Genomic DNA, 18,035 nt, shown 5'->3' with positions numbered 1-18,035 from the left:
GATCAGCCTTTCTTCTTTGGAAAGCCGGGCAGACCGCCGCCACCAAGTCCTGGAAGCCGGGGTAATCCGCCTGGACCGCCAAGGCCACCTGGAAGTCCACCAAGTCCGCCCGGCAGGCCACCGCCCTTACCGAAACCTGCTGCTTCAGCCTGTTTCTGCAAAGCCTCAAGCTGCTTGGGATCCATTTTCGACAGATCGGGCATTCCTCCCATGCCGCCGAGGCCGCCAAGGCCCATCTTGGCGCCGAGGCCGCCCATCATCTGTTTCATCATGCCGCCTTTGCCCTTGCCCATCGACTTCATCATGTCCGCCATCTGGCGATGCATTTTCAGAAGCTTATTGATATCGGCGGCATTGGTGCCGGAACCTTTGGCAATACGCTGCTTGCGCGAATGCTTGAGCATGTCGGGATTGCTGCGTTCGGCCTTGGTCATGGAGGAAATGATTGCGAGCTGGCGTTTGAAGATGGAGTCGTCAAGACCGGCAGCGGCCATCTGATCCTTCATCTTACCCATGCCGGGCATCATTCCCATGATGCCACCCATGCCGCCCATCTTCTGCATCTGGCCAATCTGGTCCGCCAGATCATTCAGATCGAATTTGCCGGACTGCATCTTCTTGGCCATCGCCGCGGCTTTTTCCGCATCGATGTTTTCAGCAGCTTTTTCGACCAGCGAAACAATGTCGCCCATGCCGAGAATACGATCAGCGATACGGCGGGGATAAAACTCCTCCAGCGCATCCATCTTTTCGCCGGTGGCGATCAGCTTGATGGGCTTGCCGGTGACAGCACGCATGGAGAGAGCAGCACCGCCGCGTCCATCGCCATCCATACGGGTAAGAACAAGACCGGTAATACCAACGCGCTCATCGAAGGAGCGGGCAAGATTAACAGCATCCTGACCGGTCAGCGCATCGGCCACCAGCAGGATTTCGTGCGGATTGGCCTTCTTTTTGATGTCGGCCATTTCGAGCATAAGCGGCTCGTCAATATGGGTTCGGCCAGCAGTATCGAGAATGACGACATCATGGCCGCCGAGCTTGGCAGCCTGTACGGCGCGCGCGGCGATCTCTACGGGTGTCTGACCAGCGATGATCGGCAACGTATCGACGCCAGTCTGAACACCAAGCTGACGCAGCTGTTCCTGGGCGGCAGGACGACGCGTATCGAGCGAAGCAAGCAGAACTTTCTTCTTGGAACGTTCTGTAAGGCGCTTACCGATCTTGCCGGTGGTAGTGGTCTTACCCGAGCCTTGCAGGCCGACCATCATGATGACAACCGGAGCCGGGGCGTTCAGATCAATGGTGACGCCTTCGGCGCCCAGCATGTCCACCAGTTCGTCATGGACGATCTTGACGACCATCTGGCCGGGCTTGATGCTTTTCAGAATATCTGCGCCGACAGCCTTGGCACGAACCTTGTCAGTAAAAGAGCGGACGACATCGAGCGCAACGTCAGCTTCGAGCAGCGCACGGCGCACTTCGCGCAGGGCTGCCGAAACATCGGCATCCGATAGCGCGCCACGGCCTGTAAGGCCGTTCAAAATAGAACCTAAGCGTTCCTGTAAGCTCTCGAACATTCAAACTTTCCTTTATCCCTTCGAAGACCGTTCCCCGAAAGATAAGTACCAACCGCGCCATGGCAAAGAGCCACAAGCAAAATGACACCCGAGGGCGCAACGCGCTGTCGGGTGTTGACCTCCGGGATCGTTTGAACCCTTGCGGGGTCCCGGTTGGCTGCTCGGAGTTTATTGCTCGTCGCGGATTGATGCGCGGCTTAAACAGGAAATAGGAAGCGGAGTCAAGATGTTTGGCTCCAACTGGCGCTCAGGCGTTCTTTTTCAACCCGGCTGCTTTGCGCAAGGTTTCATCAATACGGCTTTGCCAGCCGGGACCGGTTGAGCGGTAATAGTCGAGCACGTCGGGGCTGAGGCGGATGGAAACCGGCATCTTGGGCGCAGCGGCAATGGGACGGCCGGGGCGGCGTTTGGTCAAAGACGTGATCAATACGGTATCAGGATCATCAAGAGCAGCCTTTGTCAGAGCGGCATCTTCTTCAGGCGTAATGCTATCTATAGCGCGTTGTATACGGGCACGGTGAACCTTGCGCTCTTCCTCAGTCATAGTTTTGTGCATATTTCACCATTTCCGTTTTTGTTGATTTTCGAAGCGAAATAACCCTAATTTTCTCCCCACGCTCCGTGTAGGTCAGGTAAAAAGTGTACCGCCAATAAATCCCAGCGCGACAATGCGCTTTTCACCATAAAACTCCCTGTCATCTACATGCTCCAGGCACGTGCTAAACTCAAAGTCGTAAGCTTTGGCGAAGACCACACCATGCTTTCGCTGGTTGCTTCGGTTCTTTTCTTCGTCCCATTCCAGCCTACTCATAAAAATCGCTTTGGTCAATAATTATTGTATATACAAAAATATGCTGAGTTCGCGGTTATCAGAATAGATTATCACACTGAAAAGCAGTCAGGCTCTTATCAATTAGTCCAAGGTTCAGAGATGAAACACCCGCAAGCACAACCAAGGATTGTACTTTGTGCGGCCCAAGAAACAGTCTGTGCTTGGACCAAAAGTGTGTGCTTTTAGCCAAAACTGCCTGAAAACCGCCGAAACAAGCGTCATTTCCGGGGCTATGGTGCAATTCACCCAGATGACAGGACACGTGAAAAGTGGCAGATAGGCATGAGACGATTCAACTTTTAAGGAGATATCCATGGCATTTGTTGCCAAAAGCAGATTTTTTGCGGGCGTAGCGACCGCTCTTCTCGGCTTGGCCGGTACAGCGCATGCGGCCGCTCAATGTGGCAACAATTCGTCTGGTTTCCCCGAATGGATTCAGCAGTACAAGCAGGAAGCACAGGCGCAGGGTATTGGCAGCCGTGGCATCCGGGCGCTGGACAATGTTACTTATGCCAGCAAGACGATCAATGCCGACCGGAATATGAAGAGCTTCAAATATTCGCTCGACAAATTCATGCAGGTCCGTGGCGCGCAGACAATTGTCTCCCGTGGCAAGAAGCAGAAAGCCCAGAACGCGGCATTGTTTGATCGAATTGAACAGCGCTATGGCGTGCCTGCAGGTCCTCTTTTGGCCATATGGGGCATGGAAACAGGCTTCGGCGCTTATCTTGGCAGTCAGAATACGCTTTCCGCAGTCGCTACACTTGCCTATGACTGCCGCCGTCCTGACTATTTCCGCCCGCATCTGAATGCAGCGCTGCAACTCGTCGACAATGGTACCCTTTCTCCCGATGCAAAGGGCGCAATGCATGGCGAAATCGGCCAGACCCAGTTCCTGCCGCTCAACGTGTTGAAGTATGGAGCCGATGGTGACGGCAATGGCCGCATCGACATGGTGCGTTCCAAGGCCGATGCACTGGCTTCCACGGCAAACTTCCTGCGCGGTCATGGATGGCAAAAGGGTGCTGGATATCAGCCCGGACAGCCTAATTATTCGGCTATTCAAGGATGGAATGCCGCGAGCGTCTATCAGCAGGCAATCGCCATCATGGGTGCACAGATCGACGGCCAATAACCATCGTCGGACCCTGTAGACCCGGTGCAAAGCGCCGGGTCTACCCAAGCAGAACGCTCCTCAAAGCCCAAGAGTCCAAACTGCAATGAACGACCATATTGATCAAAGTACCGAGAGCGATACATTCGATCTCGCGCCTATTTCATTGTGGCTGGAAGATTTCAGCGATGTCCGGACTCTTTTCGAAACGTGGCGCAAGGCCGGTATTACGGACGTCAAAGCCTACCTGCTGGAAGATGTTGCGCGTATTCGCGAATGTTCGCGTCGGATCCGTGTTCTCAAGGTCAACAGGAAGACGCTTTCGCTTTTTCAGGCAGAAAGTTTCGAAAGCCTGACAGCCAATCTTGGCTCCATCTTTCGCGATGACATGCTTCAGTCCCATGTTCAGGAACTGGCAGCGCTGTGGAATGGAGAGACAGAGTTTTCCAGTAATACGGTCAACTATACTTTGTCGGGAGGGCGGCTGGATATTCAGTTGCGAGGTGCGATACTGCCTGGCTACGAACAGACCTGGGAACGTGTTCTGCTTTCCATCGAGGATGTTACGGACCGGGAAGATGCGCGCCGTCAGCAGGTTGCCAGCAAGCAATATGCAGAAGGGCTGTTCGAACATTCTCCCGTTTCATTATGGGTCGAGGATTTCAGCCGCATAAAGAAGCTGCTGGATGAAGTGCGCGACCGGGGCATAACGGATTTTCGGATATTTACAGACGTTCATCCGGAGTTTGTCGGGCAGTGTGCCAGTGAAATCCGCGTCATTGATGTTAATCGCGAAACGCTGAAGCTTTTTCTGGCTCCGGACAAAATGACATTGCTGCGCCGTCTGCCGGACGTTTTTCGCGACGTCATGAACACCCATTTTCGCGAGCAACTCATAGAATTATGGAACGGCAATCTGTTTCACACTCGCGAGACAGTGAACTACGCGCTCGATGGTACGGAGCGCCATGTTCTTCTGCAATTTTCAGTCCTGCCGGGACATGAACAGGATTGGTCGCTGGTTCAGATTTCACTGACGGATATTACCGCGCGCAAGAAAGCGGAAGCCTATCTGGAATATCTGGGCAAGCATGACGTGCTGACGAAGTTGCACAATCGTGCATTCTATGTCGACGAGTTGAACCGGCTTGAGCGACGCGAATTTTTCCCGGTTTCCATCATCATCCTGGACCTCAACGGTCTGAAAGCCGTTAATGATCAGTGGGGCCATGGGGTTGGCGATGGCCTGTTGCGGCGCATGGGCGAGGTGCTCGGCGAAGCAGTAAAGTCTCCTTCCTATGCGGCACGCATAGGCGGTGACGAATTTGCGGTGCTCCTGCCATCAATCGATGAGCTCGGTGTAGCTAGCATGGTCGATGAAATACGCAGCCTGATCGAGATTAACAACCAGTATTATTCGAACATTGTGTTGAAGGTCTCAATTGGATGGGCGACGAGCGCAATGGGAGAAAAGCTGGAAGCCGTTGCCAAAAGGGCTGATCTGCTGATGTATGAGGACAAGCACCAGCACTATACGAAAGCCGGGGACAGCCTTCCAAGCCGATCCCCACGGAACGATTCTATTTGAACAAGAAAGGCTTTAATCTGTGTGGGCGAACAGTTTCGGGTAAGCACGGGGCTGGCAGCGCAGATATTGCGGTGGTGCAAATGTCTGGGCACCGAGTTTGGCTGCTGCGTGCCATGGCCAGCGCGGGTTATAGAGAATTGCGCGGGCAAGTCCGATCGCATCCGCATCTCCATTGGCGACAATCGCCTCGGCATGTTCCGCCTCGTTGATCAGACCCACAGCAATAGTTGTCATCCCGGTTTCCGCCTTGATCTTTCGAGCAAGATTGACCTGATAGCCGGGACTCAGCATCATTTGCTGCAAGGGTGAGAGACCACCGCTCGACACATGGATTGCCGCACAACCAAGTTTCTCCAGCGCCTTGGCAAAAGTTACGGTCATATCGGCATCCCATCCTCCTTCAACCCAATCGGTTGCTGAAACACGGATCCATACGGGCCTATCGGCAGGGAAGGCCGAACGAACCGCTTCAAATACTTCAAGCGGAAAGCGCATGCGATTTTCCAGGCTGCCGCCATACTCATCCTCACGCTTGTTAGAAAGCGGTGAAAGGAATTCGTGCAGTAGATAGCCATGGGCGCCGTGCACCTCAATGCCATCTATTCCCAGCCGGGCGGAACGCTCGGCAGCAGTTGCGAAGGCATCACGAATGCGCGCAAGCCCAGCCTTGTCCAATGCGACGGGTGCATCATATTCATCCAGATAAGGAATTGCTGATGGTGCTTCGGTTTTCCAGCCATCCGCATGATCGGGTGCTATTTGTTTGCCGCCCTTCCAGGGCAGATCAACCGATGCCTTGCGTCCCGCATGGGCCAGTTGTATCGCGACTGGCATGGGCGAATGTTCCCTTATCGCCAGCAATACACGGGCGAGAGCCGCTTCGTTGTTGTCGTTATAAAGTCCAAGGTCCTTGTAGGATATGCGCCCTTCCGGGGTCACGGCGGTTGCTTCGGTGATCAACAAGCCCGCGCCTGACAAAGCGAGATTGCCCAGATGCATCATATGCCAATCCGCTGCGTTGCCGCCTTCGGATGAATATTGGCACATGGGAGCAATGATAATGCGGTTTGAAAGGTCTAGCGTACCCAAACGCAATGGCTGGAACAAATGGCTCATGATCGTACCTCGGGAGATTTTTCGGAAGGAGATAGCTGCCCTGCAAGATGATGGGAGTCTGCGGTTAATTCAAGTCACTCAAGGCGGCTCTCAACTGGAAGGGCCATAGACAATACGGTCGCGCCCCTGTTCCTTTGCCTGAAAAAGACATTGGTCAGCACTATCAACAAGCTGCTCGAGAGTTTGGCCGGACGTGTGAAATGCGACGCCAATACTGACGGTGACCGATACATCCCGCTCGCCTGCGCGCCGCGTAACAGCCCGGCAGCCGGCAAGTATCCTGTTGGCAACCCAGGCCGCCTGGCCATAATCCGCATCGGCGAGAAAAACGGCAAACTCCTCGCCGCCAAAGCGTGCGCCAACGTCGCGGCGCCCCATCATTCCACGAATTAATATGCCGATATCCAAAAGGATGTCGTCTCCCAGCGCATGTCCGTATCGGTCATTGACTTGTTTAAAGTGATCGACATCGACGTAGAGAATAGCGCCTGCACTCAAAACGGGATTACCGGACTGAATGAAATGGTCCACGCGCAGGTAAAACTCATGCCGGGTGAAGAGCCCTGTCATCCCGTCCTTGCGAAAGGCTGTATCCAACTCACCGGTCATTTGTTTCAACCGGTGATTCCAACTGACGAGAAACGCGCAAAGAGGCCCGCCGACAGTGAGGACAATGAGGGTTGTAAGATAAATTGTCTTATCGAGCCGGTTGTAACCGCCAAGCAAAAAGAACGCCGCAGCCATGGCATCTGCCAGCACAGTGCCAATCACTACCATGATCAAAACTTGCATTACCGGCGACAGACCTGCAAATCGTGTCGACCAGAGGTTATAAAAACGCATTTCCACCTTTCAGCATTCATGGGCAAGCATAGGCTTTAGCCATGAAGAAACCTTTCCGAAACAAGGTGAATGATTATTGTATAAATTTTGTATGCGATCTTGAATTACGGGCAAAAAAAGAGCCGGACTAAAAAGCCCGGCCTGAATTGTGAAGGTTAAAAACCTCCAGAGGGGAACAGCCATCGCGGCAAAATGGGAGGAGTACCGCGATGACTGATTGCTACATAAGCCTCTTTTTGCAGCGCAACAATCGCTATAAATGCATAGCTGCTATGCATTGCGGTGAAATTATAATCATTGAAGGTGCATTTCTGAGCAGATGCAGCATAATTACCCAATAGAATACCCGGCCTGGCAACGGTATTCCTCAACAAAGACGCTGAAAGATTGCGAATTAACGCGATCATCCGGCTGTTGCGTGATAGGCATGCGACGGGTGTCACGTTATGTCCTCACATACCGGCAAGGAGATCAGGCAAATGGCGATAAAATTCGCACAAAAGACAAGCGACACGAAAACTCCGCCGGAAAGCAAGGCGACGCCAAAGGCAAAGCCAGCGGAAAACGCTGAAATCACGGCTATTGAAGCAAACAAGAGTGAAAACGGCACGGATCTTTTCGAAACCAAGGCCGAAACCTCCAAGCGTAAAAAGAAACGCTAAGCCGCATCCTTGAATAATAACCGATCGTTCACACTCCGTTCATGAGTGAAGGCGCACTCATAGGTTGTGGAATTCAAGGAGCATTCATGAAAAGAATAATCTCAGCGATTGGTGCCGGTGTTGTAGCCGTCATTATCGGTTTTACTTCGGTGGTGTCATCTTACGCAGCGCCTGTTGCGCCATCACAGGTTCAGGTCACCTCTCTCGTCGAAAAGGCGCAGTATCGCGAAAAGCGCAAGCACCGCGCCGAGAGACGCCATGATCGCCGTGATCGATATGATCGCTACGAGCGTCGCTCACATTATGACAACAGGCGCGAGCGCCGCTGGAATGGTCACCGTGGTTACCGCGAAAAGCGCCATGGCTATCGCCGCGGTCATGATGGCTGGTGGTATCCGCGCGCGGCCTTCATTATCCGCGCCTATTGATAGCTGGATAAAAACTAAAGATTGTTACTAAAGAGCGGCCTCGAAGGCCGCTTTTTTAACTCTGTTCTGAAATCTCGGCGACACCATTCTCTTCCGGGTCCGGTCTTAGAAAATCGCCTGTTTCAGGATTCATGATCCACAGTTCACCGGTGGAAATATCGAACCAGGCACCATGGAGCGTGAGCCGGCCCTTTTTCTCCAGAATATCAACGCAGGGAAAACTGCGAAGGTTTTTCAGGGAGTAGCGGATAGAGATGCGTTCCAGTGCGGTCTGGCGTTCGAAAGGCGTCATCAGCTCATTGGCAGCAACAGCTTCTGCAGCAGGAGCCACAAGGCTCATCCATTTGCCGATAAAATCGCCCGGCGACAATGGCTGGCTATCCGGATTGAGCGCAGCTTTGATACCCCCGCAACGGCCATGGCCCATGACGACAATATGCTTGACCTTCAGGCTCTGCACCGCAAATTCGAGTGCCGCCGAGGTGGAGTGATATTCGCCGTCGGGCGAATAGGGCGGCACGAGATTTGCCACATTGCGAACAACAAAGATTTCGCCCGGTGCCGTGTCAAAGATGATTTCCGGGGCTGATCTCGAATCGCAACAGGCGATGACCAGGGTTTCGGGCGTCTGGCCTTGTTCTGCCAATTGCTTGTAGCGCATCGTCTCATTGGAGAAGCGATGAGCCATGAAGTTGCGATAACCGGTGAGGAGTCTCTCGGGAAGCAGGGTCATGGGCATGCTCTAATCCTGATTGCTCAAAAATTCAATTGGGTTGGCACCAGCGGCTGGGTGCTAGAACAACAGATACCAGAATAATGCTGTTTCATCGTGGGTAGCAGGAATAGCGGAGTAAATGCCTGTGTCGAAACCACGCAGGATAAAGCCGTAACGCTGGTAGAAAAGGCAGGCATCAACATTGTTATCCTGGGTTTCGAGCATAATTCCGGAAAGGTTGCGTGACCTTGCCCATTCCATTGCCGCGTCAAGCAGCATTCGCCCGATACCAGCCTTGCGGTGGCTTATATCCACCTTGATACTGTCAATAATCGCATAGCCGTTCCAATTCTCGCTGACGAGAAGCAGGCCCGCTGGCCGCTGATTGTTATAGGCAATGATGGCAAGCTTGGTTTCGGCTCCAATATAGCTGGCGAGATCGTCAGGGTTGTCATGCTCGTAGCGTTTTACGCGTGGCTCTGCAGGAACAACCGTAAAATCAACGATGTTTTGGCTTGATGAAAGCAATAGGCGGGACTTAATATGAAATGACCCGTCAATTGCCTCCACATCATCAGCATGTGCTGCTGTGAGGTTCTTCAGCACGATTGTCATGACTTCAGGCCCTGATGCCCTTGGTAGGGTGAGTCAGACGGCGCATTTGCACCATTGCCATTGGTGTAGAGAGGCTCGAGGCATCGGCTTCGAGCATGAGTTCGTCCGCGCCGCGCTTGGCAGATCGCGCCATGATCTCAAAAACAGAGGCGGTGGTTCGTTGCAGCACCTGTTCCAATTCGATTCCTGAAAGCATGCGGGCAAGGAACAAGGCAGAAGTCAGATCACCCAGGCCATTGGTCGGCCCGGTGACGAGGCGATGCTCGGCAAGAAGCGCGAGCGTGTGATTGATCAGAAGATTACCTGTTCCGCCTGCCAGCATGGGATGGGCTGACGTGACAAGCATTGTGGCGGGACCCGCGTGAAGCGCTGCCTGCATGACAGCCTTGTTATCAGGCAGATCCGCTCCGGCCAGCCACGCAAGCTCAAACCGATTGGGCGTCGAGATATCGGCCAGCGGCATAAGTTCGTCTCTAATAGCGATTGCTGTCGCCTCGGGAACATAGAGGCCTTTTTCATCACCGATCACGGGATCACAAAGATAAAGTACTTTCTTGTTTTTTTCCTTGATGGTTTTGACAAGACGGGCCACGGAAGAGGCCTGCGCAGCATTGCCAAGATAACCACTCATGATGCCGGTTATTTCGCCGAGCCAAGGCGCGCGTTCAAGATCCGCAATTAGATCGTCGAACTGTTCGGCAGGCGGCACAATCCGCTTGGCCGGGCCATGTCCCGGATGCCATGGCAGGATGACGGTCGGGACGGCCCAAACGGGATGCCCCAGTGTCTCCAGCGCAAAAACAGCAGCGCGATTGCCTACCGAGCCGCGCACCACATGACTGGAAATGACGATGACGGCATTGGAAGATATAGCGGGATTATTCATTGGGTACTCATGCGCGAGTTGGGAAAAGGCGGCCTAGGCGGTCCATTTTACTAGCCGAAGAACGAGATCAAAAACCAGATAAACATGGCAATGACGACAAGCAATCCCAAAGCCCTGCCAATGCGTGTGCCGAGAACCTCGATAGGGTCGGAAGCATCGGCGTCCTTGGCCGAAAAATGGCCTTTGGTGCGATCAGTAAATGAAAGGCCGCTTGAAACGGTTTCATCTCCTACACGTTGCAGGATACGCTGCGCTTCCTTGCCCTGCTGATTGTCTTTTTTGCTGCCTGTCATGGTGGCCCCGTTGCTTCACACTCAGCATAGCGCTTTGCCAGTTCCTTTTGGAATAAAAAATGGCTAGGCTCGCACATATGCGGTCATGGCCGCTTGGGGACGAGTAGAAATTGGAGAGTGGACTATGCTGTATATGAGCTCATCGCTGGCACCCCGTCGCAAAATGGGACGGGTTCTTTCCGTCTTGGCACTGGCCTTGCTTGTCCCGCTGCTATCGGCCTGCGGATTCAACACGATCCCGACCAATGAAGAACGCGCCAAGGCAGCATGGAGCGATGTCCTGAACCAATATCAACGCCGAGCCGATCTGATCCCCAATCTCGTGGAAACCGTCAAAGGTTATGCCGCTCAGGAAAAGGACGTGCTGACCTCCGTGGTGGAGGCGCGTGCCAAAGCGACTTCGGTCCAGGTGTCGCCGGAGACATTGACCGATCCCAATGCGATGAAAGTATTCCAGGAGAATCAGGCTCAGCTGACCGGCGCGCTGTCGCGCCTACTGGCGGTGGTCGAGAACTATCCTGACCTGAAATCCAACCAGAACTTCCTGGCCCTGCAATCGCAGCTTGAGGGTACGGAAAACCGTATTGCCGTTGCGCGGCGCGATTATATCGAAGCGGTGCGAGTCTATAATACGGCGCTGAAAACCATGCCGACAATGATCTGGGCGTGGATATGGTTTACCGGCAATGAGCCTTATCAGACTTTCAACATCGAAGATTCGGCGAAGCAGACGCCTCAGGTAAAATTCTAGGCATTTGATGTGAGAGCAATGCGTCCGATAGCTGCCGGTGCCAGCCGCCTTTGGCTGGCTCTTGTTCTGCTGGCTGTCTTTTCCGTTCATGCCTTTGCAGCGGAGCTGCCAGCGCTGACCGGCCGTGTTGTTGATGGTGCAAATGTCATCGAGCCTGACACTCGCGAAGCGATAACACGTCAGCTGGAAGCGTTTGAAACGAAATCCTCAGATCAGGTCGTCGTCGTGACAGTGCCTGATCTCGATGGTCAAGATATTGAATCCTACTCCAACCGGCTTTATCGCCATTGGGCACTCGGACAGAAGCAGGAAAATAACGGCGTCTTGCTCGTCGTTGCCCCGAATGACCGCAAGGTCAGGATAGAGGTCGGCTATGGTCTTGAAGGCACGCTGACCGACCTGTTGTCAAAGCTCATAATTGAGAACAGCATTATTCCCGGTTTTCGGTCCGGTGATTATTCCGGGGGAATAGCGCGCGGTGTCAATGATATAGTCCAGGTTCTTTCCGGCGATTCAGCCGAGCTTGAGGCTCGCGCCAAGCGCAATATCAAAGAGCCCAATACCGATATTGACTGGTTCATGGTGATCTTCATCACGGTATGGGTCATCATTTTCTTCGGCGGTTTCGGCATGGCGGTATTGGCCCCGGTTTTCGGACAAAAGATCGGACCCGGCCAATATCGCTGGCTCGGAATGAATATCGATACAAGGCCATCAAGGCGCAATGGCGGTGGCGGCAGCGGGGGTTGGTCTTCCGGTGGTGGCTGGTCGTCCGGCGGCGGTGGCGGTGGTGGTGGATTTTCGGGCGGCGGCGGTTCTTCCGGCGGCGGCGGCGCATCGGGGAGCTGGTAGATTGGCCTTAATCACAGACATTGATCACAAACGTATTGCCGAGGCGATCCGGTCTGCTGAAAGTCGCACGAGCGGCGAGATCTATGCCGTGGTTGCACGGCGGAGCGACAGCTACTTCTTCGTTGCCGGTTTTACTGCCGCATGCGGTATTTTACTCGCCGCCGTGATCGTCGCGCTTGCCGCACATTGGTACTGGTTCATCATACCGCTACCGACATTTGGCCTTGCCATTCTTGCCGCATTCCTGACCGCAGTGCTGGTGCTTTGGCTTGTGCCCGGCATAACGATGCTGCTCGTGCCGCGGCAGGTCCGATATCGCCGCGCGCATCAAAATGCCGTTCAGCAGTTTCTTGCGCGCAATGTTCACCTGACAACGGAGCGAACCGGCATATTGCTGTTTGTTTCACAGGCCGAGCGCTATGCGGAAGTGATTGCCGATGCCGGAATCAATGCCAAGGTTGGACAGGAAGAGTGGAACGGGATTGTCAGCCTGCTTACGGATCACGCAAAAAAAGGCGAAGTTGCATCAGGATTTCTTCAGGCGATTGAGAGAGCCGGTTTGCTGCTGGAGGAACATTTCCCGATTGGTCATGAAGATGTCAATGAACTCGATGATCATCTCGTCGAATTGTAATATTCTTGCGTGTCACGCTATTTTCACGTTTGCATGCAATTTGAGGTCGAAAAGCCTTATTTAATAGCTATGATTAGCCAGTTTTGAGAATTCAGGGGGGTATTTTATGGTTTCCAGCGAAAATTCCGCGAAGAAATCCGCACCGACGTCGAAAACTGCAAAGTCTGCAAACGCCAAAAACAAGGTCCGGCTCTTCGAGGAACTGCTGTTTGTGCGCGCTCCGGAAGAGGATCTGGCGGTCTATGATGCGGGTGCTCTGACAGCTTCTGCAAAGCTGGCAGAAGATGCGCTGAGGCGTTTCAAGTCGGGCAAACCCCTCATAGATATTTCCGATGGAAGTGCTGTTTCCCGTGATGGCCGCCCGATCACCGTCATCACACTGATCAATGACAATATGCCCTTCCTGCTCGACTCTGTCCTTGGCGAGATCAGCGAGAGGGTCAGCTCTGTCTATCTGGTGCTGCATCCAGTGATGGATGTGGACAAGAAGAGCGGTGCCGTTATCGGTGCCGCTGGTCCCGATAAGCCCGGCAAGGACGAAGCTCGCGTCTCAGTGATGCAGATCCATGTGCCTGCGCTGGACGCTCCAGCGCGTGAGATCATGCTGGCTGCGCTTGATCTTGTGCTCAAGCAGGTCCGGGAAGCGGTCAATGATCGCGGCGCGATGGCGGCTCGTCTTGACGATGCAATCGAGGCTTACAAGACCGGCAAAACACCGATGAAGAAAGCCGCCTGCGATGAGGCGGTCGAATTTCTCGAATGGTTACGCGACAATAATTTCACCTTTCTGGGTGTCCGCGAATATGATTATCAGGGCGATGGCAGCCAGGGCGAGCTGGAACGTTCGGGCAAGCCTGGCCTTGGCATTTTGCGCGATCCGGATGTTCGCGTGCTCAAGCGTGGCAATCAGGGCGTAACCACCACGCCGCAGATCATTGCCTTTCTCACCGGCCCTGAGCCGCTGATTGTCACCAAGGCGAATACGAAGTCGCTGGTGCATCGCCGTGGTTATATGGATTATATCGGCGTCAAAACCTATGATGCGGAAGGCAAGGTTAGCGGCGAGTTGCGTTTTGTCGGCCTGTTTACATCAGGCGCCTATACGCGCTCCGTGCTGAAAATCCCCTATCTGCGCTCGAAGACCGAAAGCGTTATCAGCCGCCTTGGTTTCAACCGGGAAGATCATTCCGGCAAGCAGCTGATAAAGGTTCTTGAGGGCTATCCACGCGACGATCTTTTCCAGATCGACGTCAAGACACTGACCCGAAATGCCGAGATCATTCTTGCTCTGGGAGAGCGGCCGCGCGTGCGTGTTCTGCCACGCATTGATCCGTTTGGCCGATTCGCCTCGATCATTGTCTATGTCCCCCGTGAACGCTACGATTCTGTTGTTCGCGAAAAGATGGGGTCCTATTTTGCCGCGGTCTATGATGGGCATGTGTCGGCTTATTATCCGGCTTTTCCGGAAGGCAATCTGGCCCGCGTCCACTTTATCATAGGTCATGCGGAAAATGACTTCCCCAAGGTCAAACGCGAGGTGCTGGAAGAAAATGTCCGCGCTATCGTCCGCACCTGGGAGGATGCTGTTGCCGAGGTTGGCGACCGCACTGGCGCGGCGGAATTTACCACTCTGGCTGCGGCCTTCCCTGACAGCTACCGTGAAAACTTTTCACCGGAAGAAGCGCTTGTCGATGCCGGGCGTATTGCCGGGCTGACACGCAACAATCCGCTGTTCGTGGATTTTTATCGCCATCGCACCGATGGTCCGGGCGCCGCTTCCTTGAAGATCTATCATTATGGTTCGGCGGTTGCGCTTTCGCAGCGCGTGCCTCTTCTTGAGAATATGGGCTTTCGCGTCATCAGCGAGCAGACTTTCGCTCTGCCCGCAGCCGATGGCAGCCCGCTCTTTGTCCATGATATGGAACTGACCAGCACATCTGAAATCCCAATCGATCTTGCTGATGATGGGGATCTGTTTGAGGAGGTTTTCCGCAGTATCTGGGATGGTGCCTCGGACAATGACGGCTATAACGCGCTGGCACTCACGGGACAGCTTTCATCGCGCCAGATCATCATCCTGCGTGCCTATGGCCGCTATTTGCAGCAGGCCGGCATTCCCTATTCCCAAGATTTCATTGCAGCAACGCTGAACCGTTATCCGGCTATTGCCAAGCAGATTTTTGGTTTGTTCGACCAACGCTTCAATCCTGCGAAAAACAAGGCCGGAGCAACAAAATCCCAATCGGCGCAGCAAAAGCTTCGTGCTGCTATCGAAGAAGGCTTGCAGGGTGTGCCGAGCCTTGACGATGATCGCATTTTGCGGCGATTCCTCAACCTGATTGAATCGACATTGCGCACCAATGCCTTTGCGCCGGAAGAAAATGGCAGCGAACGCGTCACCCTGGCCTTCAAGCTTGATCCACGGGCTCTGGATGAATTGCCTGCGCCGCGGCCTTATCGCGAGATTTTCGTTTACGGCCGCGAGGTCGAGGGTGTGCACCTGCGCTTTGGCCCGGTTGCTCGTGGCGGTCTGCGCTGGTCGGATCGCGCTCAGGATTATCGCACCGAGGTTCTCGGACTGGTCAAGGCGCAGCAGGTCAAGAATGCCGTCATCGTGCCGGTTGGTGCCAAGGGCGGTTTTTATCCGAAGCGTCTGCCGACAGGAAGCGACCGCAATGCGATCTTCGAAGCAGGGCGCGCGGCCTATATTACCTTCATTTCGACATTGCTTTCCGTGACCGATAATCTGCAGGGCGAAACTGTCGTACCGCCGGAAAATGTCATCCGGCTTGATGGCGATGATCCCTATTTCGTCGTTGCTGCCGATAAGGGCACGGCAACTTTCTCCGATACGGCAAATGCAATCAGTCAAGCCCATGATTTCTGGCTGGACGATGCTTTCGCCTCTGGCGGCTCTGTCGGCTACGATCATAAGAAAATGGGTATTACCGCGCGCGGTGCCTGGGAAGCGGTCAAGCGCCATTTCCGTGAAATCGGCACTGATATCCAGACCACGCCATTCACGGTTGTTGGTGTCGGCGATATGTCGGGCGATGTGTTTGGCAATGGCATGCTGCTGTCGCCACAGACAAAGCTGATTGCCGCCTTCGATCACCGCGATATCTTCATCGATCCGGAACCGAATGTAAAAGCAACGCTGAAGGAGCGGCAGCGCCTGTTTGATCTGCCGCGTTCCAGCTGGCAGGATTTCGACAAGTCGAAGATTTCCGCTGGCGGCGGTGTATTTTCGCGTTCGCAAAAGTCCATTACACTTTCCAAGGAAGCGGCGAAAGCCATTGGACTTGGCAAGACCACAGCGACACCATTTGAAATCATGACGGCTATCCTTAAAGCGCCGGTTGATTTGCTCTGGTTTGGCGGTATCGGCACCTATGTCCGCTCCTCGCTCGAAACCGATGCGGAAGCTGGCGATCGTTCCAATGATGCCATCCGCATTACCGGCAGCGATGTTCGGGCCAAGGTTATCGGCGAAGGTGCCAATCTCGGCGTTACCCAGAAAGCACGTATCGAATTTGGCCTGTTGGGCGGCCGCTGCAATTCAGACGCCATCGATAATTCTGCCGGCGTCAATACGTCGGACGTTGAGGTCAATATCAAGATTGCATTAGCGCAGGCCATGCGCAGCGGCAAGCTGAAGCGTGAGAAACGCGATAAGGTGCTGGAATCCATGACCAATGAGGTCGGTTCTCTGGTTCTGCGTAATAATTACCTGCAAACACTCGCGCTTTCGCTGGCACAGCGGCGCGGTATTGTGGATCTTGCCTATCAGGCCCGTTTTATCACCGATCTGGAAGCGCAAAAGCTGCTCAACCGCAAGGTGGAAACCTTGCCGGAAGACAAGGCATTGCAGGAACGCCAGATCGAAGGCATTCCGCTAACCCGCGCCGAGCTTGGCGTGCTGTTGGCTTATGCCAAGATCGTGCTTTCGGACCAGCTTCTGGCCAGCGATCTGCCGGATGATCCCTATTTTGAGCGCGAGCTGATGGAGTATTTCCCCATCCAGATGAAGGAAGGCTTTGCCGACGAAATACGTACGCATCGCCTGCGCCGTGAAATCATTGCAACGCAGCTCGCCAATGATGTGATCAATCGGGGCGGACCGACCTTTGTCAGCCGGCTTTCGGACCTGACCGGCCAATCGGGGCCGGAAATCGTTCGTGCCTATGTTATCGTTCGCGATGGTTTTGAAGTGGACGGTCTGTTCGACGCGATTGATCGCCTGGATAATCTCATGCCGGGCGATGTGCAGAACGGGCTTTACGCCAAGGTTGCGCAGATGTTGAACTGGACGACAGCCTGGGTTTTGCGCAATCGCAAGAGTGCCGACCTTGGAGGCGCTATTGCTGAGATCAAGGCTGGTCGCAATGCGCTGCTGCCGCGGCTCGACAAGCTTCTGCCAGTAACAATGATGGCACTCATTCGCGAAGATACGGCCAATAATGTTGCGCTTGGTGCGCCGCAGGCGCTTGCGGAACAGATGGCGCGTCTGGAAATTGCACCGATCATCCCGGATATCGCAGCGGTGGCGCAGGCGGCCAATGTCGATATTGCCGCCGCGGCCAAAGCCTATTTCGATATTTCGGAAGCGTTCCGTATTGGCCGCATCGAGGATGCTGCACGCGGCGTATCTGTTGCTGATTACTATGATGGTCTGGCGCTTGCCCGGGCCACCGATCTGATCAGTCAGGCGCGGCGGGGCATTGCGGTGTCAGCGCTGACCCAGCATGGCAAGAAGGCCGACCCAGCCAAGGAATGGCTGGCAAGCCGGGGTTCACGTTTGGATGAAGTGCGTCAGCGCATGGCAAATATCGTCGAAACCGGTGATCTTACCGTGTCACGTCTGGCTGTCGCAGCGGGGCTGCTGTCTGATTTGTCGTGATTTGGAGGTGGCTATCTCCCCCTTTGTGGGAGAGAATGTGATTTCCGCATCTTAGCTCTTGCTAAGTGCTAGAAATTACAAGAGAGGGGATTGTGTCCATCGAACTATCCCCTCACTTGGATTTTCCAGGATTTAGTAAAGAGGCTAAATCCAGGAAAATCCTTTCTCTCTCTCAAGGGGAGAGATAACCAGTGCCATAGATTTGCGAAGTTGATCTTCCGATCAC

At 54.1% G+C, this 18,035-nt stretch carries 17 protein-coding genes and 1 pseudogene; 8 read left to right on the top strand and 10 right to left on the bottom strand.

Annotated features, from left to right (window positions below; genetic code table 11):
* Positions 1-2: 2 nt before the first annotated feature.
* From ffh to V9K95_RS06335, 3 genes are all read right to left on the bottom strand, one after another.
* Complete coding sequence (gene ffh, locus V9K95_RS06345; protein ID WP_336440388.1) at positions 3-1,580, bottom strand: signal recognition particle protein; 1,578 nt, start codon at positions 1,578-1,580, stop codon at positions 3-5.
* A 247-nt stretch (positions 1,581-1,827) separates the two neighbouring features.
* A complete protein-coding gene (locus V9K95_RS06340; protein ID WP_336440389.1) occupies positions 1,828-2,136 on the bottom strand; it encodes a BrnA antitoxin family protein in 309 nt (102 codons plus the stop codon).
* Positions 2,137-2,208: 72 nt separating this feature from the next.
* Positions 2,209-2,391, bottom strand: a complete 183-nt coding sequence (locus tag V9K95_RS06335; RefSeq protein WP_336440390.1) for a BrnT family toxin — start codon at positions 2,389-2,391, stop codon at positions 2,209-2,211.
* Between the two features lie 334 nt (positions 2,392-2,725).
* On the opposite strand from V9K95_RS06335, the gene V9K95_RS06330 reads away from it, so the two are divergent.
* On the top strand, positions 2,726-3,547 hold the full coding sequence (locus V9K95_RS06330; RefSeq protein WP_115054375.1) for a lytic murein transglycosylase: 822 nt from the start codon (positions 2,726-2,728) through the stop codon (positions 3,545-3,547).
* Positions 3,548-3,632: 85 nt separating this feature from the next.
* Positions 3,633-5,114, top strand: a complete 1,482-nt coding sequence (locus V9K95_RS06325; protein WP_307281180.1) for a sensor domain-containing diguanylate cyclase — start codon at positions 3,633-3,635, stop codon at positions 5,112-5,114.
* A 12-nt stretch (positions 5,115-5,126) separates the two neighbouring features.
* Here V9K95_RS06325 and V9K95_RS06320 read toward each other — a convergent pair whose 3' ends face one another.
* The 3 genes from V9K95_RS06320 to V9K95_RS06310 all read right to left on the bottom strand — a co-directional run bounded on the left by V9K95_RS06320 (position 5,127) and on the right by V9K95_RS06310 (position 7,516).
* A complete protein-coding gene (locus V9K95_RS06320; protein WP_115054373.1) occupies positions 5,127-6,230 on the bottom strand; it encodes an oxidoreductase in 1,104 nt (367 codons plus the stop codon).
* A gap of 90 nt (positions 6,231-6,320) precedes the next feature.
* Entirely contained in the window at positions 6,321-7,073 is a 753-nt protein-coding gene (locus V9K95_RS06315) for a GGDEF domain-containing protein (RefSeq protein WP_336440391.1), read from the bottom strand.
* A gap of 155 nt (positions 7,074-7,228) precedes the next feature.
* Complete coding sequence (locus V9K95_RS06310; RefSeq protein ID WP_336440392.1) at positions 7,229-7,516, bottom strand: hypothetical protein; 288 nt, start codon at positions 7,514-7,516, stop codon at positions 7,229-7,231.
* Between the two features lie 36 nt (positions 7,517-7,552).
* Between V9K95_RS06310 and V9K95_RS06305 the strand changes: the two genes are divergently transcribed.
* On the top strand, positions 7,553-7,735 hold the full coding sequence (locus V9K95_RS06305; protein WP_336440393.1) for a hypothetical protein: 183 nt from the start codon (positions 7,553-7,555) through the stop codon (positions 7,733-7,735).
* A gap of 326 nt (positions 7,736-8,061) precedes the next feature.
* Positions 8,062-8,145: pseudogene (locus V9K95_RS23680) on the top strand (BA14K family protein); the annotation flags it as partial.
* A gap of 73 nt (positions 8,146-8,218) precedes the next feature.
* On the opposite strand, the gene V9K95_RS06295 reads toward V9K95_RS23680, so the two are convergent.
* From V9K95_RS06295 to V9K95_RS06280, 4 genes are read right to left on the bottom strand one after another with little or no spacing between them, the layout of a single operon-like run.
* Positions 8,219-8,896: a carbonic anhydrase gene (locus V9K95_RS06295; RefSeq protein WP_115054775.1), complete on the bottom strand. Its 678-nt coding sequence runs from the start codon at positions 8,894-8,896 to the stop codon at positions 8,219-8,221.
* Between the two features lie 60 nt (positions 8,897-8,956).
* Complete coding sequence (locus tag V9K95_RS06290) at positions 8,957-9,493, bottom strand: GNAT family N-acetyltransferase (RefSeq protein ID WP_336440395.1); 537 nt, start codon at positions 9,491-9,493, stop codon at positions 8,957-8,959.
* A gap of 4 nt (positions 9,494-9,497) precedes the next feature.
* On the bottom strand, positions 9,498-10,379 hold the full coding sequence (gene pdxY, locus V9K95_RS06285) for a pyridoxal kinase PdxY (protein WP_115054367.1): 882 nt from the start codon (positions 10,377-10,379) through the stop codon (positions 9,498-9,500).
* Positions 10,380-10,429: 50 nt separating this feature from the next.
* Positions 10,430-10,672: a hypothetical protein gene (locus V9K95_RS06280; RefSeq protein ID WP_115054366.1), complete on the bottom strand. Its 243-nt coding sequence runs from the start codon at positions 10,670-10,672 to the stop codon at positions 10,430-10,432.
* 133 nt (positions 10,673-10,805) lie between these two features.
* Here V9K95_RS06280 and V9K95_RS06275 point away from each other — a divergent pair, with 133 nt between their 5' ends.
* The 4 genes from V9K95_RS06275 to V9K95_RS06260 all read left to right on the top strand — a co-directional run bounded on the left by V9K95_RS06275 (position 10,806) and on the right by V9K95_RS06260 (position 17,809).
* On the top strand, positions 10,806-11,423 hold the full coding sequence (locus tag V9K95_RS06275) for a LemA family protein (RefSeq protein ID WP_115054774.1): 618 nt from the start codon (positions 10,806-10,808) through the stop codon (positions 11,421-11,423).
* An 18-nt stretch (positions 11,424-11,441) separates the two neighbouring features.
* The gene (locus tag V9K95_RS06270; RefSeq protein WP_336440396.1) at positions 11,442-12,275 is read left to right on the top strand and encodes a TPM domain-containing protein; all 834 of its coding nucleotides are present in this window, start codon (positions 11,442-11,444) and stop codon (positions 12,273-12,275) included.
* Position 12,276: 1 nt separating this feature from the next.
* Positions 12,277-12,909, top strand: a complete 633-nt coding sequence (locus V9K95_RS06265) for a TPM domain-containing protein (protein WP_115054364.1) — start codon at positions 12,277-12,279, stop codon at positions 12,907-12,909.
* 106 nt (positions 12,910-13,015) lie between these two features.
* Positions 13,016-17,809: an NAD-glutamate dehydrogenase gene (locus V9K95_RS06260; RefSeq protein WP_336440397.1), complete on the top strand. Its 4,794-nt coding sequence runs from the start codon at positions 13,016-13,018 to the stop codon at positions 17,807-17,809.
* The last annotated feature ends 226 nt before the right edge of the window (positions 17,810-18,035 follow it).

Origin of the sequence: Phyllobacterium sp. CCNWLW183, from assembly GCF_037203775.1 — a bacterium.
GTDB classification, from domain to species: Bacteria; Pseudomonadota; Alphaproteobacteria; order Rhizobiales; family Rhizobiaceae; genus Phyllobacterium; species Phyllobacterium ifriqiyense.
Note: the sequence above shows the minus strand (reverse complement) of the source record. Positions and strands in the feature narration are given on the sequence as shown.